At 39.4% G+C, this 24513-nt stretch carries 19 protein-coding genes, 7 tRNA genes and 3 rRNA genes; 19 read left to right on the top strand and 10 right to left on the bottom strand.

Going from position 1 to position 24513, the window contains the following annotated elements; translation table 11 throughout:
* Nucleotides 1-22 precede the first annotated feature (22 nt).
* From lgb_RS10130 to lgb_RS10100, 7 genes are all read right to left on the bottom strand, one after another.
* Nucleotides 23-1066 (bottom strand): tyrosine-type recombinase/integrase, encoded by a 1044-nt coding sequence (locus lgb_RS10130; protein WP_249663221.1) that lies wholly within the window; start codon nt 1064-1066, stop codon nt 23-25.
* Between the two features lie 10 nt (nt 1067-1076).
* Nucleotides 1077-1280, bottom strand: a complete 204-nt coding sequence (locus tag lgb_RS10125; RefSeq protein ID WP_249663220.1) for a DNA-binding protein — start codon at nt 1278-1280, stop codon at nt 1077-1079.
* Nucleotides 1281-1294: 14 nt separating this feature from the next.
* A complete protein-coding gene (locus tag lgb_RS10120) occupies nt 1295-1501 on the bottom strand; it encodes a hypothetical protein (RefSeq protein WP_249663219.1) in 207 nt (68 codons plus the stop codon).
* A 17-nt stretch (nt 1502-1518) separates the two neighbouring features.
* Nucleotides 1519-2865 carry a Rep family protein gene (locus lgb_RS10115; protein WP_249663218.1) on the bottom strand — a complete coding sequence of 449 codons (1347 nt, stop codon included), beginning with the start codon at nt 2863-2865 and terminating at the stop codon, nt 1519-1521.
* A gap of 358 nt (nt 2866-3223) precedes the next feature.
* Nucleotides 3224-3649: a hypothetical protein gene (locus lgb_RS10110; protein ID WP_249663217.1), complete on the bottom strand. Its 426-nt coding sequence runs from the start codon at nt 3647-3649 to the stop codon at nt 3224-3226.
* Between the two features lie 8 nt (nt 3650-3657).
* Nucleotides 3658-4113, bottom strand: a complete 456-nt coding sequence (locus lgb_RS10105) for a hypothetical protein (protein WP_249663216.1) — start codon at nt 4111-4113, stop codon at nt 3658-3660.
* Nucleotides 4110-4373, bottom strand: a complete 264-nt coding sequence (locus lgb_RS10100; protein WP_249663215.1) for a hypothetical protein — start codon at nt 4371-4373, stop codon at nt 4110-4112. The genes lgb_RS10105 and lgb_RS10100 overlap by 4 nt, the downstream gene beginning before the upstream one ends.
* Before the next feature lie 197 nt (nt 4374-4570).
* Here lgb_RS10100 and lgb_RS10095 point away from each other — a divergent pair, with 197 nt between their 5' ends.
* Nucleotides 4571-5059: a hypothetical protein gene (locus lgb_RS10095; protein ID WP_249663214.1), complete on the top strand. Its 489-nt coding sequence runs from the start codon at nt 4571-4573 to the stop codon at nt 5057-5059.
* 462 nt (nt 5060-5521) lie between these two features.
* Here the strand turns inward: lgb_RS10095 and lgb_RS10090 are convergent, their stop codons facing one another.
* The gene (locus tag lgb_RS10090) at nt 5522-6193 is read right to left on the bottom strand and encodes an MgtC/SapB family protein (RefSeq protein ID WP_019294130.1); all 672 of its coding nucleotides are present in this window, start codon (nt 6191-6193) and stop codon (nt 5522-5524) included.
* A 263-nt stretch (nt 6194-6456) separates the two neighbouring features.
* Here lgb_RS10090 and cls point away from each other — a divergent pair, with 263 nt between their 5' ends.
* From cls to lgb_RS10035, 11 genes are all read left to right on the top strand, one after another.
* Nucleotides 6457-7905, top strand: coding sequence for a cardiolipin synthase (gene cls / locus lgb_RS10085; protein WP_019294129.1), 1449 nt, complete (start codon nt 6457-6459; stop codon nt 7903-7905).
* 302 nt (nt 7906-8207) lie between these two features.
* Nucleotides 8208-9756 (top strand): 16S ribosomal RNA (locus tag lgb_RS10080).
* Nucleotides 9757-9866: 110 nt separating this feature from the next.
* A tRNA-Ala gene (locus tag lgb_RS10075) sits at nt 9867-9939 on the top strand.
* A gap of 166 nt (nt 9940-10105) precedes the next feature.
* Nucleotides 10106-13005 (top strand): 23S ribosomal RNA (locus lgb_RS10070).
* A gap of 198 nt (nt 13006-13203) precedes the next feature.
* A 5S ribosomal RNA gene (rrf, locus tag lgb_RS10065) occupies nt 13204-13319 on the top strand.
* Together the 16S, 23S and 5S rRNA genes with 7 tRNA genes alongside form the textbook arrangement of a ribosomal RNA operon.
* Before the next feature lie 4 nt (nt 13320-13323).
* Nucleotides 13324-13396 (top strand) — tRNA-Val (locus lgb_RS10060).
* A gap of 39 nt (nt 13397-13435) precedes the next feature.
* Nucleotides 13436-13516: transfer RNA gene (locus tag lgb_RS10055), tRNA-Tyr, on the top strand.
* Between the two features lie 7 nt (nt 13517-13523).
* A tRNA-Trp gene (locus lgb_RS10050) sits at nt 13524-13594 on the top strand.
* 11 nt (nt 13595-13605) lie between these two features.
* Nucleotides 13606-13678, top strand: a tRNA-His gene (locus lgb_RS10045).
* Nucleotides 13679-13685: 7 nt separating this feature from the next.
* Nucleotides 13686-13757: transfer RNA gene (locus tag lgb_RS10040), tRNA-Gln, on the top strand.
* A gap of 30 nt (nt 13758-13787) precedes the next feature.
* Nucleotides 13788-13871 (top strand) — tRNA-Leu (locus lgb_RS10035).
* 92 nt (nt 13872-13963) lie between these two features.
* On the opposite strand, the gene lgb_RS10030 is transcribed toward lgb_RS10035, so the two are convergent.
* A complete protein-coding gene (locus lgb_RS10030) occupies nt 13964-16570 on the bottom strand; it encodes a cation-translocating P-type ATPase (protein ID WP_019294255.1) in 2607 nt (868 codons plus the stop codon).
* Between the two features lie 128 nt (nt 16571-16698).
* Between lgb_RS10030 and lgb_RS10025 the strand changes: the two genes are divergently transcribed.
* From lgb_RS10025 to lgb_RS10000, 6 genes are all read left to right on the top strand, one after another.
* Nucleotides 16699-17175, top strand: coding sequence for a DUF536 domain-containing protein (locus tag lgb_RS10025; RefSeq protein WP_019291465.1), 477 nt, complete (start codon nt 16699-16701; stop codon nt 17173-17175).
* 217 nt (nt 17176-17392) lie between these two features.
* Nucleotides 17393-18403, top strand: coding sequence for a type I glyceraldehyde-3-phosphate dehydrogenase (gene gap, locus lgb_RS10020; protein ID WP_003133076.1), 1011 nt, complete (start codon nt 17393-17395; stop codon nt 18401-18403).
* A gap of 140 nt (nt 18404-18543) precedes the next feature.
* Nucleotides 18544-19497, top strand: a complete 954-nt coding sequence (locus tag lgb_RS10015) for a DUF6287 domain-containing protein (RefSeq protein WP_019294256.1) — start codon at nt 18544-18546, stop codon at nt 19495-19497.
* Between the two features lie 42 nt (nt 19498-19539).
* Nucleotides 19540-19881: a zinc ribbon domain-containing protein YjdM gene (locus lgb_RS10010; protein ID WP_019294257.1), complete on the top strand. Its 342-nt coding sequence runs from the start codon at nt 19540-19542 to the stop codon at nt 19879-19881.
* A gap of 86 nt (nt 19882-19967) precedes the next feature.
* Nucleotides 19968-21974 carry an ATP-dependent DNA helicase RecG gene (gene recG, locus lgb_RS10005; RefSeq protein WP_019294258.1) on the top strand — a complete coding sequence of 669 codons (2007 nt, stop codon included), beginning with the start codon at nt 19968-19970 and terminating at the stop codon, nt 21972-21974.
* Nucleotides 21975-22009: 35 nt separating this feature from the next.
* Complete coding sequence (locus lgb_RS10000; protein WP_019294259.1) at nt 22010-22264, top strand: hypothetical protein; 255 nt, start codon at nt 22010-22012, stop codon at nt 22262-22264.
* Nucleotides 22265-22305: 41 nt separating this feature from the next.
* Here lgb_RS10000 and mnmE read toward each other — a convergent pair whose 3' ends face one another.
* On the bottom strand, nt 22306-23670 hold the full coding sequence (mnmE, locus tag lgb_RS09995; RefSeq protein ID WP_019294260.1) for a tRNA uridine-5-carboxymethylaminomethyl(34) synthesis GTPase MnmE: 1365 nt from the start codon (nt 23668-23670) through the stop codon (nt 22306-22308).
* Nucleotides 23671-23800: 130 nt separating this feature from the next.
* Between mnmE and lgb_RS09990 the strand changes: the two genes are divergently transcribed.
* The gene (locus lgb_RS09990; protein ID WP_019294261.1) at nt 23801-24511 is read left to right on the top strand and encodes a pseudouridine synthase; all 711 of its coding nucleotides are present in this window, start codon (nt 23801-23803) and stop codon (nt 24509-24511) included.
* Nucleotides 24512-24513: the final 2 nt, after the last annotated feature.

The raw sequence follows: 24513 nt of genomic DNA, 5'->3' as shown, positions 1-24513 counted from the left end.
GTTATTATATTTAATTTATAGTTTAGAGAGAATTTAATAGAGCTAAAGCTTCACTATCTTGTATATGCTTTTTTTCTGGCATGAGTTCTAAATAATAATTTTGGGTGGTTAGCATACTAGAATGTCCTAACCGTTGTGAAATATAATCTAGTCTGATATTGTCATGTGAGAATAAAAAGGATGCGTGAGTATCCCTTAAGCCGTGAAAAGTAGTAAGGGGAAGATTTAGGCTCTTTAATAATTTTTTCAATTTATAAGATTGGTGAAAACCACCTGTACTGAAAAGATATCCGTTACTTTTAGGAACAATATCTATTATTGCTTGATATACTTGTTCATTAATACTTATATCTCGTCTAGATTTTTTGTTTTTTAGTGATGTGTCTTCAGATGTTGGACTTATTGAACGCTTTACTGAGATACCATACTTAAAAATATCTTCAGGTTTTAATCCGAGTAATTCTCCTCTCCTAGCACCTGTTTCTAAGGCTAATAATACTAATGTATTAAATTCGTCATCTGAGTTATTTAATAGATAATTACGTAGGAGTTTTAAATGCGTAATAGAAAGCGCACGATTTCTTTTTTCTATATTTTTGCCACGTGTCTTAATGAGTTGACTAAAGTCATTATCTAATAATCCTCGAGCATAAGCATATCGTATAGAAGTTCTAATTTTTAATAAAACCTCTGTAGTTGTTTTTCTTGAATGAGTTTTACCATATTTATCAATTTTTGACTGTACTATTAAATCGTTTAACTCAGAGATTTTTATGTCCTCGAAAAGTGATTTTATTATTGATATAGTACGAACATAATTATTGAATGTAGCTGGACGAACATCATTTTTTTTGACAATATAAACCCAATTTTCGAAAAAGTTAGTGAATGTATCTTGTCTATGGGACAAATTGGAGCTGGTACCTTTAGAAATCTCAGCCTGCAATGCCCAACGCTTTGCTTCATCTTTTGATTTAAAACTTTTAGTAAGTTTATGCTGATTACCATGTTTATAATTTGATACTGTTACACGATAGGACTTTCCGCGTTTTTTAATACTTGCCATCTTTTGCTCCTCAAATTGAGTGTCTACTAATAAAATTGTTTAAATCTTTTATTGTATATCTTTCTTGGCGTCCTATCATAAACCTTTTCAGGTCGTCATTATCACGTATAAACTTATCAAACGATTTTGGATCAATTCCTAAGTACGTAGAAGCAAGCTCCCTATTGAGTAAGTAGGGTAATTTGCTATACTCTAAAGTTTTTCTCTCTTTCATGTATTATTTCCTTTCTATTTCTCGATTCTTGTGAATTCTTTGGCTTCCATTGCAAGTTTTACTTCGGTATCACTCATGCAAGTATACAGATTGAAGCCTTTTGAGTTTTGAGCTTGGATACCGTTGTCATTCATTTTTCGATACCACGTACCAAAGGAGAAGGGCATCAGTTGATTTAATTCTTCTAGCTTCTTGTTACTCTTAATTTTTTGAAGATACATCTTTAACCTCCTTTTTCTTAATTTACTTTTGTTATTTTTTCATTGAGAAATTCAAAATCTTTCTCTGTCTTGGGATAAATTCTTGGATAAACAAAATGTGTAAGCAGTTGATTCACGAATTTATCTTTGTCATTATTAGAATAGAGCTTTTCAAAGTCGTATTCTAGCGTAAGGACTTCATCTTCAGAAATACGCTTTTGTTTAGGTACAGCCAATTCTTTGGAGTGTGAAAGCTGATAGTATTTTCCTAAAAGTTCCAATCCTTTTTCTTCTTTCAAAATTTCAGTAGAAAAATTTACGCGACGAATGAATTGGTTGATATCTTCCCCAATAAGTTCACTAAAGAAATCTTCTGTTTTCTTATAGTTGGTCATAATAATGACTCGTGGGACAATTAACCTGTTCTTGTAGCGCGCAGACATTTTAGCTTCATTTAACGGGTCAAAAAGTTTCAACCAATCTGAAGCAGAGATACTTTGTGGACGTAAGTCATCTAATATCATAATATCTTCTCCGAAATAGTCATCAAAGGGATTAGAAGAACTGGCGGAAAAGATATCACTCTCATAACCTTGTGAGAGTCCATAGTTTTTTATTGTCTGTGCAAGTTCTCGAGCAAAATATGTTTTACCTACTCCTGGCTTTCCTTCAACATATATGACAGTCAGTTTATATTTATTTAAACGTAAATCCTCTAAGCGAAGGAAGGCTGTACGTTCACCACGGAAAGTAAAGCGGTCTCTAATTTCCTGTTGGTGGTTGGCAAAAATATAGGCTAAATCATCATCTAACATGAGGTCGCGATAATTTAAATTCCCGTCATAAATTTGGTCTAAAGTGTAGGCAAGGGAGAGTTTAGAATCTTCGCGTTTACGAGTAGCTTTGTATTCTTTCCATTGCTTTTCTTTTGAGTGAAAATAATTTAAATAGTCAAAAGTGCCAAAGGTTTCTACGTTTTCGGGTGGATACATATGTTTCTCTGGATTTTTAGCATGGATCAGATAAGCCATAAGATTTTCAAAATTGTATCGATGTCGTTCAGTTTTTTTGATGAATTCAGGTTGAATACCTATTGCTTCAGCTAATTGTGGAATAGAACGTTTAATTTTAAATTTTACCACACCATGAACATGAGGAGACACAAACTCATTAGGGTTTGTATCTGAAATATCCCTATCATGAATATTTAATCCAATTATTTCAAGGTCAAATTTATCACTTATTCTGTTATAAATCTCTTGGAATATCTCCTTTCTATTGCTTTGATAGTTTTCAAATAATTTTAGTTTGTCTACTGTCCAATCCCAGTATTTAGAACTCAGTTGTTGTTCAAAACTTAAAATTTGATAGCGATTATTTTTCATCTATTTCCTTAATAATTTTGAATGTCTTTATAAAGCTCAAAAGTGTCTTTATAGAACAGTTATTTCTATAAGGACACCCTATAAAGACACCTAAAATCCCTAATTTTTAAAGGTAATCCCTAAAAGGTATAATACCCGTAGGGTCAGGTATACCAAGGGTTTTGGAGGTCAACAAGCTCCCAAAACCCGGGCGTTAAATTACACTAAAGTGTCTTTATAGCTTTAAAGACAGATAAACTCTTGAGCATAATTACTTTCCAACGCGAGTGCTCTGTTAGCAAGCTTCTGACTGCCCGCCCTTACCGCCTTTGAGGCGACAGGCTCAGCAGTCAGACCACATATCACTCTCTAAAAGTAATTATGCTCCAGTGCTTTGTACATCTAGCTCAATAGCATCTACGACAAGTTTAACTTTGCTAAATGACCCGCTATTCCCACGAGCAACCCAAAGAGGTTTTACACGAGGATTAATAAGTTTTACAACGTCTACAGTATCCTTCTCGATAAGTCCTTCAACAATATCTAAAGCACCCAACACTTCTAGAACAACACCTTCATATTTACCCAAGTTGATATTTGCATTGACAAGAGCTTGTCCTGTTTTGACATCTACAGCATTTAATGTATATTTCTGAACTTCATCTTGTTCTTTTCCACTATCATCATAACGACTTCCACGTGCAGCACTAAAATCAACCATTACTTTTTTAGGAACATTAAACTGTTCAGCGTCAAGGAAGAATTTACCAATTTTAATTGTTTCATCAAGATTTGTTTTTTTCATTATTATTCTCATTTCTTAAATATATTTTTTAAGCTTTTGTTTTCGAGTGCTTGAACTCTGTTAGTTAGAGCATTGAGTGTTCTATGTAAAGTGCTCAATTCACTTTTTAATTCTTTATTTTCTTCTTCTAAATGTTTTATCTTACGAATAGTAAGGTTGATATTTACTTTTACTTTTAGAAGTTCGTCTGCTTTCGCATTTTCGGCTTCTCGCTTTTCATTGCCAAATATTTGTGTAATAGCCTCTATTTTGGAAGTACCCGACTGTAAGAGGGCATTCAGTTTCTTGAAGTTCTCTAGATCATCGGATGAAAAGTCATAAGTTGTTCGGTTCTTTCTCCCACGCCCATTTCTCACCTTAATGCGTTCAAAATCAATACCAGATATAGCAGCAATTTCTCCACGCCATTTTCGTACGGTGTTATAAGGTCGATGAAGAGCATCAGCTAGTTCATGGTAATTCATCCTACTTTACTTACAGATTGAATTTTTCTAAACTGTTGTGCATCAACATTATCTGCTCGCCAATTAATTTCTACTTCATTGGCATTATCAAGTAAAAGCTGAGTGTATTTTTCAGTCATTTCACAAAGACTACTATAATTTTGAATCATTTGTGATTTATCACTGCAATCATTGCCTATGGACTGTCCAATAAGCATGACATTAGCTATAACACCTAACCCCTTCATAATGTCATCGATTTCTATTTTGTCTTTTTTCACTTCGTTACCTCACTTATGTGAATTATGTTATAATTACAGTTGATTATTTTAGGAAGCCAGCTTCTGCAAAAGTTGGCTTTTATATAAACATTTTCATAGGAGCACCTCGTTTCTATAAATAACTTTTAGTACATATACTAATTAGGTATATTTTAGTATATGTACTAAAATATGTCAAGGGAGAAGTATACTTTTTTATGTCTTTTTATGAAAATTTACAAAAACTAGCTAAGGATAGAGGAGTTTCTTTCAATAAAATAGAAACAGAATTGGGATTAGGGAAGAACTCTCTATATAACTATAAAAAAACAGAACCAACAGCTCAGAAAATTAAGGAATTAGCTAATTTTTTTGAGATCAGTACAGATAAATTATTGTCTGAAAATAAATATGAAAACTTTATGACAGATAAAGAAAAATCTTTATCTGTATTTAGAAAAGAACAAAAAAGAAAAGTTGAAAACTTTAGAGATGGCTTTCGTGATTCACTTGATGTTTTAAGTAGATTACGAATGGATGGTATTATTGATGAAAAAGAGTTCTCACTAGAGCTCGAAAGACAATACGAGAATATAAAAAAAATATTTAAGTTAAATGATGAAAAAAATATTTTCGAAAAACAAATTCAAAAAATAAAAATATCTACTGAAGAAGCATTTTCTCAAATTAATGATGAAATAAAATAAAAACCACTGGAGAACTCCAGTGGTTTTGGTTTCCGCCTCCGAGTCATAGCAAGCTCTTCCTCTACGCGGAAAAAGAGTGGAGAAAGGTGGGGAAAATGAAGCACTTATATAAGCAAATTAATCAATTTTAATGAATTTACGGAATAAGGGAATAAGGATATATATGGATTTTAAAACTCTTAAGCTTCAATGTAAAGGGTAGTATATTTCTCAAAACGTTAATCTGTTTCAGATATATCAACGTTTCGAACAATTATTTGGTGGAGATTGGTGTAACATTCAATCTGCCTCATATAAATATCAAAAAGACACCAGAAGAATTCTGGTGTCTTTTTGATATTTATTGTAGCAGCTCCATTTAAGTAATATTTATCATAAAGACCGTCTTAAATACGAATACTAAGAGCGGAGTAAGATTGTGAAAAGTAAAAATACCCCTAGGAAGGGGCTCTATCTTTAAGATTAGTATTCAATTGATTTAATCTTTTCGTTTGACTCTAAAAGAGTTACCAGTGATGCTAGTTCATAAGTTTTGGGTAAGCTCAGATATAGATCAGTTTTCAAACAATTATTTGATTTTTTTTCAACTTTTATACTCAGAATTTTAATATGTTCATTTTTCATTTGTTTTTGCAACAGGCGAAGACCTTCAATATCTTCTAATTGAACAATAAGATGATTGCTTGTTGCTGTTTTTATCCACCGATAATTTTGATGTAAAATAATTTGAAAAAGTAAAATGAGTAAAGTAGCTACAATACCTATAAAATATAGTCCAGAACCAATAGCCATCCCAATACCAGAAGTTGCCCAAATGCCAGCAGCGGTGGTTAAACCTCGAACGGATTGATTGTGAACAAAGATCAGTCCTGCTCCTAAAAAACCAATTCCGCTTACAATTTGAGCAGCAATTCTGGAAGGATCAAGGTTGATCCCATGAGTGCTAATGATGTCCATAAAGCCGTATTTTGAGACGATAATCATCAAGGCAGCGCTCAAAGAAACAATTAAATGAGTACGTGTTCCAGCATTTTTATAACGGCTATTTCTTTCATAACCAATAGCATAGCCACAAATTCCTGCTAATATTAAACGAATCAACCAATCAATTTGTGTTAAGAAAGTAATTTGCATAAAAATTCCTCCTTGTCATTTAAAACCTACCTTACATTATATCGCTATTTTAATAAGAAAAACAGTAACTTTTATAAAAAAAGAATAAATTATATTGGACTAAATAATATATAATAGTATATTCTCTGTAGAGGCGGAAAGTTCAATCGTTTTTTACACAATAGTACATTAATGTCTAGCACACGTTCAATATTCAATCAATTTTGGTATAATTGGATGAACAATATTATTTTATAGAGGATTATTTTAGGGAGAAATATTTTATGTCACTTGCGACAATTTATAGCTTTATTGGAACACTGATAACGATTAACACGGTGCTTGCCCTTGTGACGATTTTTCGTAAACCGAGGTCTATTGCCAGTATTTTGGCCTGGTTTATGTTCTTAGTTTTTTTACCAGGTATTGGATTTCTTGGCTATCTTTTCCTAGGACGAGGGCTTGATCGAACAACAACACGTCGTTTTGAAGAAGAAAACAAATATAACCTGTCCATTCTTGGCCAAAGAGTTCATGAAAACAATGAAAAATTTGGTCCCAAAGATATGACACCCCACGAAAAATTACTTAAAAGGTATTTTAATAATATGGAACGAACACCGCTTTGTCGTGGGAATAATGTACAATTTTATCTAAATGGTGAAGATAAATTTTCAGCTTTGTTTGAAGATATAAAAAATGCCAAAGACAATATTCATGTAGAATACTATGCATTTTTTAATGACAAAATTGGAACTGCTTTTCGTGATCATTTGATTACGAAAGCTAAAGAAGGTGTTGAAGTAAGGGTGGTTTACGACCCATGGGGAGGAAAAACGAAAAAAGATTTCTTTAAACCATTAGAGGAAGTCGGTGGGAAAGTTACAGCCTTTATCACTTCGCGTAATGCACTAATGAAAACGCGGCTTAACTATCATTTACACCGTAAAATCGTAGTGATAGATGGTCAAATTGGCTGGACCGGTGGTTTTAATGTTGGTGATCAATATATTTACAATAGTAAAAAGTTTGGTTTCTGGCGTGATACACATGGCAGAATTGTTGGTACAGCAGCTTTCGGTCTTCAAGAAACGTTTATTCGAGATTGGAATGTTTCCGTTAAAGACCCTCGAGAGAAACTTGAACGAAAAGATACATATTTTGTGGTACCAGAAGAAGAGGGGAACATTGATATCCAGATTGTGGCTAACGGTCCAGAAAATGATAATAAAACCTTAAGAACAGGTTTTATTAAAATGATTATGGATGCAGAAGACTATATTTGGCTTCAATCACCTTATTTGATACCTGACGACTCTATGATAACGGCACTTATTGCAGCGGCGAATTCTGGTGTTGATGTAAGGATAATGATTCCCGATATGCCTGATCATCCGTTTATTTTTCGAGCAACGCAGTATTACGCAAATTATCTGCATAAACAAGGCGTAAAAATATACAATTATACAAATGGCTTTATACATTCTAAAACTCTTGTAATGGATGGAAAATTAGGTGTTTTTGGTACAACTAATCAAGATATACGCAGTTATGAATTAAATTTTGAGATAAGTGCTTTTTGCTATGATGAAGGAGTAGCAGAGGAGATGAGAAAGACTTTTGAGGCAGATTTGAGAGATTCAAGTCTACTTACAGATGAAGAAATTGCGCAACAATCCCTCTGGCTTAAAATCAAGCAAAACTTTTCACGATTATTGAGTCCAATATTATAGAATAAAAAAACCAGACACAATGGTGTCTGTTTTTTTATAGTGATGAAACGTGACAACGGCGGGGTTTTCCGAACGAGTGTAAAAAAAAGGGAGAAAAATCACAGTTTATTCTTGACAGAACAAATTGAGTTTGATAGAATATAATAGTTGTCGCGAGAGAGCGTATCTCTTACGAGAGCGATAGACCTTTGAAAACTGAATAAAGTAGAATGACTATATGCGAGAAGTTAACTTCTTGTATACCAACTGTCAATTCAATAATGAAAGACAAAACAACAGCCAGTTCATTTGATGAACTAAATTTAAATGAGAGTTTGATCCTGGCTCAGGACGAACGCTGGCGGCGTGCCTAATACATGCAAGTCGAGCGATGATTAAAGATAGCTTGCTATTTTTATGAAGAGCGGCGAACGGGTGAGTAACGCGTGGGAAATCTGCCGAGTAGCGGGGGACAACGTTTGGAAACGAACGCTAATACCGCATAACAATGAGAATCGCATGATTCTTATTTGAAAGAAGCAATTGCTTCACTACTTGATGATCCCGCGTTGTATTAGCTAGTTGGTAGTGTAAAGGACTACCAAGGCGATGATACATAGCCGACCTGAGAGGGTGATCGGCCACACTGGGACTGAGACACGGCCCAGACTCCTACGGGAGGCAGCAGTAGGGAATCTTCGGCAATGGGGGCAACCCTGACCGAGCAACGCCGCGTGAGTGAAGAAGGTTTTCGGATCGTAAAACTCTGTTGTTAGAGAAGAACGTTAAGTAGAGTGGAAAATTACTTAAGTGACGGTATCTAACCAGAAAGGGACGGCTAACTACGTGCCAGCAGCCGCGGTAATACGTAGGTCCCAAGCGTTGTCCGGATTTATTGGGCGTAAAGCGAGCGCAGGTGGTTTCTTAAGTCTGATGTAAAAGGCAGTGGCTCAACCATTGTGTGCATTGGAAACTGGGAGACTTGAGTGCAGGAGAGGAGAGTGGAATTCCATGTGTAGCGGTGAAATGCGTAGATATATGGAGGAACACCGGAGGCGAAAGCGGCTCTCTGGCCTGTAACTGACACTGAGGCTCGAAAGCGTGGGGAGCAAACAGGATTAGATACCCTGGTAGTCCACGCCGTAAACGATGAGTGCTAGCTGTAGGGAGCTATAAGTTCTCTGTAGCGCAGCTAACGCATTAAGCACTCCGCCTGGGGAGTACGACCGCAAGGTTGAAACTCAAAGGAATTGACGGGGGCCCGCACAAGCGGTGGAGCATGTGGTTTAATTCGAAGCAACGCGAAGAACCTTACCAGGTCTTGACATACTCGTGCTATCCTTAGAGATAAGGAGTTCCTTCGGGACACGGGATACAGGTGGTGCATGGTTGTCGTCAGCTCGTGTCGTGAGATGTTGGGTTAAGTCCCGCAACGAGCGCAACCCTTATTACTAGTTGCCATCATTAAGTTGGGCACTCTAGTGAGACTGCCGGTGATAAACCGGAGGAAGGTGGGGATGACGTCAAATCATCATGCCCCTTATGACCTGGGCTACACACGTGCTACAATGGATGGTACAACGAGTCGCCAACCCGCGAGGGTGCGCTAATCTCTTAAAACCATTCTCAGTTCGGATTGCAGGCTGCAACTCGCCTGCATGAAGTCGGAATCGCTAGTAATCGCGGATCAGCACGCCGCGGTGAATACGTTCCCGGGCCTTGTACACACCGCCCGTCACACCACGGAAGTTGGGAGTACCCAAAGTAGGTTGCCTAACCGCAAGGAGGGCGCTTCCTAAGGTAAGACCGATGACTGGGGTGAAGTCGTAACAAGGTAGCCGTATCGGAAGGTGCGGCTGGATCACCTCCTTTCTAAGGAATATAAAAAAAGATGTTGTTCTACTTTATTCAGTTTTGAGGGGTCTATAAAGACCAAACAAGCAGTCTTTTGATGCAAGATAGAGAAGATTGCGTTGAGAGAAGGGGCCTTAGCTCAGCTGGGAGAGCGCCTGCTTTGCACGCAGGAGGTCAGCGGTTCGATCCCGCTAGGCTCCATAAGATACGGAAGTATCTTGTCAACGAAGACGTTAAAATAGGAATTGATCATTGAAAACTAAATAACAATATCTTATAACGATAAATAAACCGAGAAATGGTAAAACATTTCTGTAAAGCTGCGAATTATTTTAAATAGTTCGAAAAAACTTATACTTGTTTTAATGGCAAAGTTAATAAGGGCGCACGGTGGATGCCTTGGCATTAAGAGCCGAAGAAGGACGTGACTAACGACGATATTCTAGGGGGAGCAGTAAGTACGCATTGATCCCTAGGTCTCCGAATGGGGAAACCCACTATGTTATGCATAGTATCCGTAAGTGAATACATAGCTTACGAGAAGGTAACGCAGAGAACTGAAACATCTAAGTACCTGCAGGAAGAGAAAGTAAAAACGATTTCCTAAGTAGCGGCGAGCGAACGGGAAACAGGCCAAACCAAGAAGCTTGCTTCTTGGGGTTGTAGGACTGCAACGTGGACTTAAAGTCTATAGAAGAATTACCTGGGAAGGTAAGCCAAAGAGAGTAATAGCCTCGTATTTGAAATAGACTTTATACCTAGCAGTATCCTGAGTAGGGCTGGACACGCGAAATCCAGTTTGAATCCGGGAGGACCATCTCCCAAGCCTAAATACTCCTTAATGACCGATAGTGAACCAGTACCGTGAGGGAAAGGTGAAAAGAACCCCGGGAGGGGAGTGAAATAGCACCTGAAACCGTGTGCCTACAAGAAGTTCGAGCCCGTCAATGGGTGAGAGCGTGCCTTTTGTAGAATGAACCGGCGAGTTACGTTATGATGCGAGGTTAAGCTGAAGAGGCGGAGCCGTAGCGAAAGCGAGTCTGAATAGGGCGCTTTAGTATCATGATGTAGACCCGAAACCTAGTGACCTATCCATGAGCAGGTTGAAGGTGCGGTAAGACGCACTGGAGGACCGAACCAGGACACGTTGAAAAGTGTTTGGATGACTTGTGGATAGCGGAGAAATTCCAAACGAACTGGGAGATAGCTGGTTCTCTCCGAAATAGCTTTAGGGCTAGCGTCGCAATTTAAGTGTATTGGAGGTAGAGCACTGTTTGGATGAGGGGCCCATCTCGGGTTACCAATTTCAGATAAACTCCGAATGCTAATACACATGTGCGGCAGTCAGACTGCGAGTGCTAAGATCCGTAGTCGAAAGGGAAACAGCCCAGACCACCAGCTAAGGTCCCAAAATATATGTTAAGTGGAAAAGGATGTGGGGTTGCACAGACAACTAGGATGTTAGCTCAGAAGCAGCTATCATTCAAAGAGTGCGTAATAGCTCACTAGTCGAGTGACCCTGCGCCGAAAATGTACCGGGGCTAAACATATTACCGAAGCTGTGGATTTAATATTAATTAAATGGTAGGAGAGCGTTGTAATCAGCGATGAAGGTATACCGTGAGGGGTGCTGGAGCGATTACAAGTGAGAATGCCGGTATGAGTAGCGCAAGATAAGTGAGAATCTTATCCACCGTAAGACTAAGGTTTCCAGGGGAAGGCTCGTCCGCCCTGGGTTAGTCGGGACCTAAGGCGAGGCCGAAAGGCGTAGTCGATGGACAACAGGTTGATATTCCTGTACTAGTATTGTTAGTGATGGAGGGACGCAGTAGGCTAAAGGGAGCCAGTTAATGGATTCTGGTCTAAGCAGTGAGGTGTGGAATGTGTCAAATGCATTTTCCTTTAACATTGAGCTGTGATGGGGAAGCAACTACGGTTGCGAAGCCCTTGATGTCACACTGCCAAGAAAATCTTCTAGCGTTTAATTCAATACTACCCGTACCGCAAACCGACACAGGTAGTCGAGGCGAGTAGCCTCAGGTGATCGAGAGAACTCTCGTTAAGGAACTCGGCAAAATGACCCCGTAACTTCGGGAGAAGGGGTGCTGTAGAAATACAGCCGCAGTGAAAAGATCCAAGCAACTGTTTATCAAAAACACAGCTCTCTGCTAAACCGCAAGGTGATGTATAGGGGGTGACGCCTGCCCGGTGCTGGAAGGTTAAGAGGAGGGGTTAGCTTAGGCGAAGCTCTGAATTGAAGCCCCAGTAAACGGCGGCCGTAACTATAACGGTCCTAAGGTAGCGAAATTCCTTGTCGGGTAAGTTCCGACCCGCACGAAAGGCGTAATGATTTGGATACTGTCTCAACGAGAGACTCGGTGAAATTTTAGTACCTGTGAAGATGCAGGTTACCCGCGACAGGACGGAAAGACCCCATGGAGCTTTACTGCAGATTGATATTGAGTACCTGTGAAGCATGTACAGGATAGGTAGGAGACTTTGACCTTGGGACGCTAGTTTCAAGTGAGTCGCTGTTGGGATACTACCCTTGCTTCATGGTTGCTCTAACCCACACGCATAATCGGCGTGGGAGACAGTGTCTGTCGGGCAGTTTGACTGGGGCGGTCGCCTCCTAAAGAGTAACGGAGGCGCCCAAAGGTTCCCTCAACATGGTTGGAAATCATGTGTAGAGTGTAAAGGTATAAGGGAGCTTGACTGCGAGAGCTACAACTCGAGCAGGTAGGAAACTAGGGCTTAGTGATCCGGTGGTACCGCATGGAAGGGCCATCGCTCAACGGATAAAAGCTACCCTGGGGATAACAGGCTTATCTCCCCCAAGAGTTCACATCGACGGGGAGGTTTGGCACCTCGATGTCGGCTCGTCGCATCCTGGGGCTGTAGTCGGTCCCAAGGGTTGGGCTGTTCGCCCATTAAAGCGGCACGCGAGCTGGGTTCAGAACGTCGTGAGACAGTTCGGTCCCTATCCGTCGCGGGCGTAGGAAATTTGAGAGGATCTGCCCTTAGTACGAGAGGACCGGGGTGGACTTACCGCTGGTGTACCAGTTGTTCCGCCAGGAGCACCGCTGGGTAGCTATGTAGGGAAGGGATAAGCGCTGAAAGCATCTAAGTGCGAAGCCCACCTCAAGATGAGATTTCCCATTCTTTATGAATTAAGAGCCCTGAGAGATGATCAGGTTGATAGGCTGGAAGTGGAAGTCCTGCGAGGGATGGAGCGGACCAGTACTAATAGCTCGAGGACTTTACCAAGTAATAGAACATATGAGTTCAGCTTTACTTATTTATCAAGAGATTGTTATTTAGTTTTGAGTGTTCAATACATTCAACTTTAGGCTTTTAGAGCCTGACCTTATGAAAATAGATAAGTTGAGAACCTGCGTGTGACGCAGAACCACAACTTCCTAATTTTCTACAGGTCAAAACGTCTCTAAAAGCACTAGACCATGATTTGGTATTCATTGCATAGGAGATACACCTGTTCCCATGTCGAACACAGAAGTTAAGTCCTATTACGCCGGAAGTAGTTGGGGGTTGCCCCCTGCGAGATAGGGTAAATGCCAAGTGATTGGGAGTTTAGCTCAGCTGGGAGAGCATCTGCCTTACAAGCAGAGGGTCAGCGGTTCGATCCCGTTAACTCCCATTGAATATGTTATAATATATTCAATGACAATTAAATATCGGAAGGGTAGCGAAGAGGCTAAACGCGGCGGACTGTAAATCCGCTCCTTCGGGTTCGGGGGTTCGAATCCCTCCCCTTCCATAGTTTTACGGGCATAGTATAAAGGTAGTACAAAGGTCTCCAAAACCTTTGGTGTGGGTTCAATTCCTGCTGCCCGTGTTTGTATTATGGCGGATGTGGTGAAGTGGTTAACACACCAGCTTGTGGCGCTGGCACTCGCGGGTTCGATTCCCGTCATCCGCCCTTTTAATGGGGTATAGCCAAGCGGTAAGGCAAGGGACTTTGACTCCCTCATGCGTTGGTTCGAATCCAGCTACCCCAGTTCAAATATTTTATTTGAGAAAAGTCTGTTGCCGAAGTGGCGGAATAGGCAGACGCGCCAGACTCAAAATCTGGTTCCTTCACGGGAGTGCCGGTTCGACCCCGGCCTTCGGCATAAAATAAAAGATCTAAGTATTCTTAGGTCTTTTTTGTTTTTATCTAAATGTAAAAACCACTTTCATAACAAGTAAAAGTGGTGTAATATGTTTAGGCAAGAAAAGTTTTGTTGAGTTTTTTGATAATGAACTTTTCAATTTCTATCACGATGAAAATCATGAGAGAGAGGAGTATAGCGATAAGCCAGTGTGTTGTTGTGAGAGGCACTACATCAATGAATGTTCGTAAGGGTGTAAGTGTGAAGACAAAGGTTATGATTAAGGATATAATGGTTGTCCAGAAAATTGTTTTATTTGAATATAAACCATCTTTAAATATAGAATCGTTACTCCGAGCATTAAAGATATGGTAGGTTGAAGCGAGGGCAAGAACGAGAAATGTCATCGATTGTCCGACTTGCATACTTGGAGTAGTTCCCGCTATCTCTACAAATCTACCAAGATAGAATCCGATAAGCGAAATAATGATAAAGGTTGTGGAGGATGTGAGAATACGTTGTGAAACACCTCTAGAGAAGAGACTTTCGTTTACATCGATTGGTGGTTTTTTCATAATATACTTATCAGACGTTTCTCGACTTAAGCCAAATCCAGGAATACCATCTGCGAGAACATTAATATAGAGAAGCTGCATACCTGTAAGTGGCAGACCCCAACCAATAATAGCCCCAAATAGCATAATAAGGATTTCGGCAACATTGGCAGAAAGAAGATAATAAATTGTTCTTTTAATATTAATGTAAACACGGCGGCCTTCAGCAATTGCACTCACAATAGTTGCAAAGTTATCGTCGGCTAAGATGATGTCAGAGGCATTTTTTGCCACTTCTGTTCCGGCGATTCCCATTGCGGTTCCGACATCTGCTGCTCGTAGAGAGGGAGCATCATTGACACCGTCACCGGTCATGGCAACTATATGTTTTTTATCTTGCCATGCTTTCACAATCCGGAGCTTGTCTTCAGGCGAGACACGTGCATAGACTGAAATTTTTTCAATCTTTTCCTTGAGCTCCTCATCCGTCATGTTTGCCAAGGTAATGCCGTCTACGACCAAGTCTCCTTCACGATAAATATCAAGTTCCTGTGCGATTGCTTTAGCAGTTAAGGCATGATCCCCTGTAATCATTACAGGAATAATTCCAGCAGTACGGGCTTCGGCTACAGCATGTTTACTTTCGGGTCTTGGAGGATCAATCATTCCAATTATTCCTAAGAATGTTTGGTCTTCTTCCAAACTTTGATGGTTTTCTGGAATCTCTTCAATTACTTTGTAGGAAAGAGCGAGGACACGCAAGGCATTTTCTGCAAAGGTGTCGTGAATATTATGTGCTTTGCTAAAGTGATCCGGGACAAGCCGATCAAAGGCTCCTTTTGTAATAACGAGGTAGCCCCCGCTTTCGTTAGGCACAACAACCGTCATTTTTTTTCTGGTCGAATCAAAAGGAAGTTCTAAGAGACGCGGGGGATTTTTATCAGGATGATAAGAGTTATGTGCGATAAGGAAGTTGATGATGGCTGTTTCTGTTGGATCGCCGTGTGTTACCCATTTCCCCTCGTCTTTTACGGCTGTTGCATTAGATACTAAACCAAACTTGTAAATTAAATCTTTTTCTTTATCAGAGAGTTGGTCCTTATGCCAAATATCTTCTCCCTGTACCCAGAGTCTTTGAATAGTCATCTGGTTTTGAGTAAGTGTTCCTGTTTTATCGGAAGCAATGACCGAAGCATTTCCCAGGGTTTCAACAGCAGGAATGTTACGAATAATGGCTTTTTTATATGCCATATTTTCTACACCATAAACGAGTGATAAGGTCACGATGACAGGAAGAGTTTCCGGCACGGCAGCAATACCAAGAATAACAGCCGTCATCATGTTCTCACTGAAGGGAATGCCACCGTGCAATAAGTTGACAATAAAGATGATTGCCCCTGCACCAAAAGCAATTGCAGCAAGGCGTTTTGCCAGAGAATCAATACGTTTTTGTAAAGGTGTTTTCCCTTTAACCTGGTCTTCTAAAAGTTGGGCAATTTGTCCCATCTGACTTTTCATTCCTGTAGCTACAACAATTCCCTGAGCTGTACCGTTAAGCACATTTGTTCCCGAGAAAACCATGTTCACTTGGTCTCCCAAAGGCACATCTTCGAGGATCTCACGTGAAGCATCTTTTTCTATTGGTTCAGACTCCCCTGTTAGGGAGGATTCATCGACTTGTAAGCTATTTGCTGAAAGGAGACGAACATCAGCACCAACCTGTTCTCCAGCGCTCAGTTGAAGCAAATCACCGACAACCAATTGCTCAGAAGGAATTGTGCTGAGCTTCCCTTCACGTATAACCGTAGAATTTGGAGCCGATAATTTCTTGAGGGCGGATAAGGCGGTTTCGGCACGTTCCTCTTGCATGTGGGCAACGATGACATTGATGACCACGATTAACAGAATAACGATTGGTTTGGTGAAGTTTCCAGTATCCATCGATAGGTAAAAAGCAGGAACTGAGACAATGATTAAAACAAGATTCATTACCTCAAGTAGGTGTTTCAAAAGCTTTTGAAAAATACTTTTTTCTTTGGCTTCTTGAAAAACATTGCTGCCGTATTTGGCTCGGTGAGCAGTAACTTGTTTTTTATTTAAACCCTCTGAAGCGCTTGTTTTATAGTACTCTTTAATCTTTTTTATATTACTTTTCTTATAATTCATAAATCCTCTATTCTACTTTTGTCATATTTATAAAATGTTTTATAATAGAATTATAATATTTTTATCATTTATTACAAAACGATTTAGCATTCAGAAAAAGCTGTATAAATAGCTAAAAATGTGGTATTATGGTAGATATGGAAACGAAAACAGTAAGTGAACTTGCAGAACTTTTTGGTGTGACTCGCCAAGCGATGAATAAACGCATCAAGCAGCTAGACGAGCAATATGTAGAGAAAAATGAAAAAAATGTTACTGTAATTAACGAAGGCGGTATTCATGAACTTGAACGCCTTTATGGCAAAGTTGTGACAGCGCAGGCGGAAGTTGTTGATGGTAAAGATGAAACACAAGAACTTTCAACAGCGCCAACGGACACAGCTGTTTTTGAGTTGGTTTCAAACCTGATGAAAGACAAGAATGCAGAAATTGACCGTCTAAATCAGCAATTGATGGCCAAAGATGCACAAATTGCAGAAAAAGATAAGCAAATCAACCGTCAACAAGAACTGATGGAAAAATCTTTGAGTGATAATAATCAGTTTTTACTTGAAATGAAGGCTGAATCAGAAAAAGGCTTCTTTGCCAAACTTTTCGGAAAATAATAACAGTGGCAAAACTGTTATTTTTTTATTAGAAATATAAGGAAGTAGACAAATGTAAACGTTTTCCTCTTCGTTCCCACGGTTGTGCCTATTTTCCGGCTTTTATGTTTGCAAAATCTCAAAAAAGTGTTAAAATGTAAGAGTAAGTTAAATGATTAACTTAGTGATAGAGAATTTCTCTATAAACAAAATTTTAAACCTATAAGGAGACTTACTCATGGTAGTTAAAGTTGGTATTAACGGTTTCGGACGTATCGGTCGTCTTGCTTTCCGTCGTATTCAAAACGTTGAAGGTGTTGAAGTAGTAGCAATCAACGACCTTACAGATCCAGCAATGCTTGCTCACTTGTTGAAATATGACACAACTCAAGGTCGTTTCGACGGTGAAGTTGAAGTTAAAGATGGTGGTTTCGAAGTTAACGGTAAATTTGTAAAAGTTACTGCAGAAGCTAACCCAGCTAACATCAACTGGGCTGAAGATGGTGCAGAAATCGTTCTTGAAGCAACTGGTTTCTTCGCAACTAAAGAAAAAGCTGAACAACACTTGCACGCTAACGGTGCTAAAAAAGTTGTTATCACAGCACCTGGTGGAAACGATGTTAAAACTATCGTTTTCAACACTAACCACGAAATCTTGACTGGTGAAGAAACAGTTATCTCTGGTGCATCATGTACTACTAACTGTCTCGCACCAATGGCTGATGCTTTGAACAAAAACTTCGGTCTTAAAGTTGGTACAATGACAACTATCCACGGTTACACTGGTGACCAAATGACTCTTGATGGCCCACACCGTGGTGGTGACTTCCGTCGTGCACGTGCTGCAGCTGAAAACATCGTACCTAACTCAACAGGTGCTGCTAAAGCTATCGGTCTTGTATTGCCAGAATTGAATGGTAAACTTCAAGGTCACGCACAACGTGTACCAGTTCCAACTGGTTCATTGACAGAACTTGTATCAGTTCTTGATAAAGAAGTTACTGTTGAAGAAGTAAATGCAGCTATGAAAGCAGCATCTAACGAATCTTACGGTTACAACGAAGATGAAATCGTTTCATCTGATATCGTAGGTATCTCTAACTCTTCACTCTTTGACGCTACTCAAACTGAAGTTACTACAGCTGACGGCGTTCAATTGGTTAAAACAGTTGCTTGGTACGATAACGAAATGTCTTACACATCTAACCTCGTTCGTACACTTGAATACTTCGCTAAAATCGCTAAATAATTCTGTTATTTAACGTTAGAAACAGAGAAGCTTAGCTCCTCTGTTTTTTTGTTGTCTTTATTTTTTAGAGCGTCTTTGAGATTTTTTTCATAATATAGTACACTATAGGGAGTAGTGGTTGAGAAAGCAGGAATTGGATTATGGATAAAAATTCGAAAAAGCGAAGAGTTATTTTAGGAAGTATTCTTACGGGTCTCTTACTTGTTGGAATAGTTATATTCCTGATTGTTGTTGTCTATTCAACACCTAAAAAAGATACCTCGCGGGCTTCAAATCATCATAAAACTTCAGAAAGTTCAATGATGAGGATGAGTTCAACTCAAGGGAGTAAATCAGATTCGATACCCACAGCTCTAACGGAATGGAAGGGTTTAGCTCTTAACCAACAAATTGCTTTATTGGCCCAATCCTATGCTAAATTGAACCCCCAAACCACGATTTTGTCATCGGACCATATGGCAATGACAGGGGATATTGATGATGGTACAATAGAGTGGTATGATTCAAACAAAATTATCCATAAGGTTAATGTGAAAATTAACCAAACGGTGATTAAATATAACTATATCAATGCTGAAACATGGGAAACAGAAGAACAAGTAACAAAGATAGATACAGTTCTTTCAGATTATTTTGAAACCCCCACAGCTAAACAAGCTACTGAAGAAATAGCTTCCAGGCTAATCGATTCTGCCAGATTGACAAGCTTAAATACTGAGATGAATTTAGAACAAATTGCTCAAGGAGATTATTCAAGTGTGCAAGGCAATTGGAAAACTTTGGCAGGCAGCACACTAACTTTTGAAAATAATCAGTGTTACATAGTGGAGGGTGAACAGAAAACCAGACTTATTCTGACTACTCTATCATCAGATAATCCGCAAAATCAAGGCTTCCTTATGGTAAATAGCAATCCTGAAGGCTCTCCTGCTGGAGCGGGACTCTCCTTTATTCCAACAGGTTATGATTGGGCAGATACAGACAAAGCGAAACCTCGTATTTGGTTGTCCAACACTTTTGGTCCTAGTGCACAAAGCCTACCAGAGAGACAAAAATTAGCAGTACAAAAAGCAATTTACTATAAAGTAGATTAAACACATAATAAACAATAAAAAAAAACAGAAAATGGAGAAAAAATGGAAACACCTAAATGCCCAACTTGTTCAAGTGAATATACCTATGAACTCTCAGATACGACATTTGGATGCTCAGAATGTGGTAATGAGTTTACCCAAACAGATCTAGAAGCAGACAAATTTGTGGTGCTTGACAGTGTCGGACAACCTTTAACTGATGGGGATGCTGTAATTATCATACAAGATCTTCCAGTAAAAGGAATGCCAAAGCCCATTAAAAAAGGTACAAAAGTTAAAAACATACGTATCAATGAATTTGGGAAAAATGAGCACTATATTGATTCAAAAATTGATGGTTTTGGGGCCATTGGATTGAAGGGATCCGTTGTCAAGAAAGCATAAGCAATAGAAAAATGACCTTCTGGTCGTTTTTTTATTTGAGTATAAAGGAGAAGGTAGTAAAACAGCTTTTCTGCTATAATGAACTTATGAAACTAACAGACAGTATACAATACCTGAAAGGTGTTGGACCTAAATCTTTTGAAAATTATCAAAAGCTTGGCATTTCCACAATACAGGATTTATTGCTTTATTTTCCTTTCCGTTATGAAGATTTTGCTGGACGCTCCATTTTTGAATTAGTAGATGGAGAAAAAGCAACGGTGATTGGTGAAGTGGTAACACCCGCTAATGTCCAGTATTATGGATTTAAACGCAACAGACTTACTTTTAAACTCAAACAAGGGGAAGCTGTAGTTGCTGTGAGCTTTTTTAATCAGCCCTATTTAGCGGATAAGATTGAGGTTGGAAAAGAGGTTGCGGTTTATGGCAAATGGGAACAAAAAAAGCAGCAACTGCTGGGCATGAAAATATTAACACAAGCAGAAGATGGCTTTTCCCCCGTGTATCATCTTACCGCAGGGATGAAGCAATCCAGCTTGGTGAAAACAATTCAAATGGCTTTTGAGAGTGGGCTTTTATCGGAATTAAACGAGAATCTGCCAGACTATTTATTGAAAAAGTACCGATTGATGCCCCGGCAGGAAGCGGTACGTGCCATGCATTTTCCAGATGATATGGAGATGCACAAGCAAGCTTTAAGGCGCGTGAAGTTTGAAGAACTCTTTTACTTTCAACTGAAGTTGCAGGCTTTGAAACATAAAGAGAAAGCACAACGCTTTGGACGAAGGGTTATTTTTGACCAGCGGTTGATGGAAGAAAAAATTAAAAATCTTCCTTTTGAACTGACAGGAGCCCAACAAAAATCCTTAGACGAAATTTTAGCAGATATGTCTTCAGCTTACCATATGAACCGTCTTTTACAAGGTGATGTCGGTTCAGGTAAAACAGTTGTTGCTAGTTTAGCAATGTATGCAGCAGTTTTATCTGGACTTCAAGCTGCTATAATGGTTCCGACTGAAATTTTAGCGCGACAACATTTTGCTAACTTACAAAATCTTTTTCCTGAACTAAAAATTAGTCTTCTTGTTTCGGGATTAAAAGTTGCGGAGCGAAGAGCGATACTAGAAAGTTTAGCAAATGGTCAGACGCAAATGGTTGTGGGAACGCACGCTTTAATTCAGGAAGGGGTTGATTTTTATGATTTGGGGCTGGTCATTACCGATGAACAACATCGCTTTGGGGTTAACCAACGGAAAGTCTTACGCGAAAAGGGTCAAAATCCTGATGTACTTATGATGACTGCGACACCAATTCCTCGGACCTTGGCGATCACAACTTTTGGTGATATGGATGTCTCCATTATCGACGAATTACCTAAAGGGCGGCAACCGATTACGACCAGATGGGTAAAACACGAGCAACTTCCAGAGGTCTTGAAATGGATAAAAGAAGAACTGGAGCAGCAGGCACAAGTCTATTTTATTTCACCACTTATTGAAGAATCAGAAGCTTTAGATTTAAAGAATGCTGTAGCTCTTTATGAAGAACTAAACCAATACTTTGGCGAAGAAACAGGCATAGGTTTACTGCACGGGAAAATGAAAAATGAAGAAAAAGACCAGATCATGCAGACCTTTAAAGCAGGGGATTTGTCGGTTCTGGTTTCCACAACGGTTATTGAAGTTGGTGTGGATGTGCCAAATGCAACGATTATGGTGATTATGGATGCGGATCGTTTTGGTCTCTCTCAGTTGCATCAGTTAAGGGGCCGTGTAGGACGGGGGAGTAAGAAGTCCTATACGATTCTCGTTGCCAATCCCAAGACAGAATCAGGTAAAAACCGGATGAAGATAATGTGTCAAACGCAGAATGGTTTCCGTTTAGCTGAAGAAGACCTGAAGATGCGCGGCTCCGGAGAAATATTTGGCGTACGTCAATCAGGTTTACCAGAATTTCTAGCAGCTGATATAGTGAATGACTACAATATTTTAGAAGTGGCACGTCAAGAAGCGCAGGAAATTTTTAAAACACCTGACCGTCCAGAATATCAGATGATGCTTGCAGACTTGGATGTTGACGGTGGTTTTGATTAACGTTTCAATTATGAATTCAAGAAAGGATGATAAAAATGGGACTTCTCTTAGCATTTCTAGGTGGTGGACTTTCTTTGCTGAACTTTTCTGCCGAATGGCGGTTTCTTTCCTTGCAGCTTATTTTCACTCTCCTTTCCTTAAGCAGTATGTTTGCCTATAAAGGAAAGCGCACAAGAAGATCCTATGAAGGAGATGGCACAAGTATCTTCACCTTTGGTTTTGTCTTGTGTTTTCTTTCATTTATCGGATCAGCATCGATTCTTCTGGCCTTATTCATGGGCTGGCAGTGAATAAAAAAACATAAGTGGAATTTCCTCCTACTTATGTTTTTTTATTTTCCTAAGCAGAACTGGCTGAAAAGCTGAGTAATCAGTTCATCCGGTGCAGCTTCTCCGGTTATTTCACCAAGCAATTGCCAACAGCGCGTGACATCCACTTGGATGAGGTCCACAGGAAGTCCCATCGCCAAACCTCTGTTTGCTTCTTTCAAAGCATCTAAAGCTTGCTCAACTAGACCGATATGACGCGCATTGGAGAGAGTCGTTGCATCTTTTGCTTCAATTTCCCCAGAGAAAAATAGCGCGCGTATTTGTTTTTCGACGGCATCAAGATTTTCATTTTTTAAGGCAGAAATTCTGATAAAGTCTTTAGGGAGTTTTTCGAGCTCAATTTTTTCTGGTAGATCGGTCTTATTCAACAAGACGATACGGTTTGTCGAAGAAGAAAGTTCCAACAACTCCAGATCTTTGGGAGTTAAAGGTGACGAAGCATCAAGCACAAGTAAGACCAAGTCGGCTTCTTCTAAGGCTTTTTGACTACGCTCAACACCGATCTTTTCGACGATATCCTCAGTTTCTCGTATACCAGCAGTATCAATTAACTCAAGGGGCACACCACCAATATTGGCAAACTCTGTGATAACATCACGTGTTGTTCCGGCTATGTCGGTAACAATGGCTTTTTCCTCACGTAAAAGTTGATTGAGCAAACTTGATTTACCAACATTTGGCCGGCCAATAATTGCTGTTCTCAAACCTTCACGCAGAATCTTACCGCGTTTAGCTGTGGCAAGAAGTGTTTCCAGAAGTTGTTCAAAATGGGCTGTTTTTTCCAGAAGCATTTGACTTGTCATCGTTTCAACGTCATCATATTCGGGATAATCAATATTGACTTCCACTTGCGCGAGCGATTCTAAAATTTCTTGACGAATGTTGTTAATCAAGTTAGAGAGGCTTCCATCGAGCTGTTTTACAGCAATATTGGCTGCCTGATCTGTTTTAGCACGAATCAAATCCATTACGGATTCGGCTTGCGCCAAGTCAATACGTCCATTTAAAAATGCACGTTTAGTAAATTCACCTGGTTCAGCGAGACGAGCGCCAGAGCGCAGCAGGAGTTGCAAAATTTCTTGGGTGACAGCAATTCCGCCGTGTGTGTTAATTTCCACAAGATCTTCACGCGTAAAGGTTTTTGGAGCTTTCATTACAGAGAGCATAACTTCATCAACGAGACGGTCCTCGTCAAAGATATGACCATAGTTGATGGTGTGTGAAGCAACTTTATCGAGATCTTTCCCTTGAAAGACCTTTTTAGCGATTGAGACAGCATCGCTACCAGACAATCGGACGATAGCAATTGCTCCTTCACCTAAAGGCGTGGAGATGGCTGCTATAGTATCAAATTCTTTTGTTATCATATTTTTATCCTAATTACTAATTTCAGTATGCCCTATTATATAACAAGTCGTCATAAAAATAAAGATTCGTCAACTCTTTCTTAAAGGTTTATCTTATCCATATTAAGCAAAATTCTAGTAAAATAAGAGTATGAGATTGGATAAATATTTGGCGGAAGCCGGGCTGGGATCACGTAAAGAAGTTAAGGTGATTCTCAAGACAGGAAAAGTGACAGTGAATGATCAGAAGGTGAAAGACGGCAAACTACATGTTGAGTCAGATAAAGATTGTATAAATTATGATGGGCAACCCATAGGCTATCAAGAATTTTATTATTACCTCCTTAATAAACCCGCTGGTGTTGTTTCGGCAACGAAGGATAATAAGGACAAAACAGTTGTCGAATTATTACAGGGAAAAGATTTTCGCGAAGATCTTTTCCCTGTAGGGCGCTTAGATAAAGATACAGAAGGCCTTCTGTTGCTAACAAATGATGGGCCACTGAGCCATAATCTTCTGAGCCCTAAAAAACATGTAGAAAAAGAATACTTTGCTCAAATCCAAGGCCAGGTTACACAAGAGACTGTTCGAGAATTTGCAGCAGGTTTGACCTTGAAATCTGGAGAAAACGTCAAACCAGGTCAACTTTTTATTGAGAAATCAGAGGAGAATAAAAGTGAAATCCGCCTGATTATTCATGAAGGTAAATTTCATCAGGTCAAACGAATGTTTGAAGCTGTAGGGATGAAGGTAACTTATCTCAAACGGTTACGTATGGGAAGTTTAAGATTGGATCCGGAATTAACTAAGGGAGCATACCGTCCGCTCACAGAAGAGGAAATTTTAAAACTCAAGGAGTAGCT

The organism is Lactococcus petauri, from assembly GCF_023499275.1.
Classification (GTDB): Bacteria; Bacillota; Bacilli; order Lactobacillales; family Streptococcaceae; genus Lactococcus; species Lactococcus petauri.
Note: the sequence above shows the minus strand (reverse complement) of the source record. Positions and strands in the feature narration are given on the sequence as shown.